We start from the raw sequence: 841 nt of genomic DNA, 5'->3' as shown, positions 1-841 counted from the left end.
ATGAAAACTTTAACCTCTTACTATCCCACAGAAGAAGATGTTGAGCTTATGAGACAAGCTGGGCATGTTACAACAAATTCAAATACTGATATTATACTTTATCTTTTATATAATGAAGGAAATATCACAAATCATAAAACTTCTTTTTTATTTGACAAGGAAAGATTTGATGCACTTGAAGATTTTTTATTTTTTCTAAATACTCGTTTAGAAGAGGATTTTTTACAAAAAGATATTCATAAGTTTGATAGCTTTGATGTAGTTAGAATTGGAATGTATATTAACACTCTAATTGGTTATAATTGTGCATTTACTGATATGTATTTGAGTGAATTTTTACAAGATTATATTTGTAATTTAAATACCCCTAAAACTATGACAATTTTAAATGGTATAAGTCAAATTAACACTACTACTGACAAAGTTTTATTGTTTTTTAATAAAGAATTAAAAATACACACTGATAGTCATTTAAAAATGCAATTAGAAAAAGCGATCTATAATTTTAAGAAACTCAAACTCGGTCAAAAACAAATCAATCAGCTCAATACCCTACAATCTAAACTAAAAGAATGCACAAATGAATGAGATAGAACTTAACACTCAAAATAAAACCTTAAACGAAACAGAAAAAGACACAAAAACTATTTTTAAAACATCAAGGAATATAAATGAAAAAACCTTTTTATAAACTTAAAAGATTTTATATACCTTGTGGTTTACTTATAGCTTTGATTATTTTTATAAGCTTAGCTTATCGCCCTTTAGAGCTTATCTTTTGGGATAAGTATAATCATGAAAAAGAATATCAAAATGCTAAAGATATATACAAACTATTTAA

General features: G+C 25.1%; 1 protein-coding gene. It reads left to right on the top strand.

The window, feature by feature from the left end; translation table 11 throughout:
• A partial coding sequence (locus CAMP5053_RS08205; protein WP_337217641.1) for a hypothetical protein occupies positions 1 to 588 on the top strand: 588 nt, incomplete at its 5' end.
• Between the last annotated feature and the right edge of the window lie 253 nt (positions 589 to 841).

It is taken from the genome of Campylobacter sp. S4:11 (genome assembly GCF_024723695.1).
Lineage (GTDB): Bacteria > Campylobacterota > Campylobacteria > Campylobacterales > Campylobacteraceae > Campylobacter_D > Campylobacter_D jejuni_C.
The sequence above is the reverse complement of the archived record's forward strand: the minus strand, read 5'-3'. Positions and strand labels throughout refer to the sequence as shown.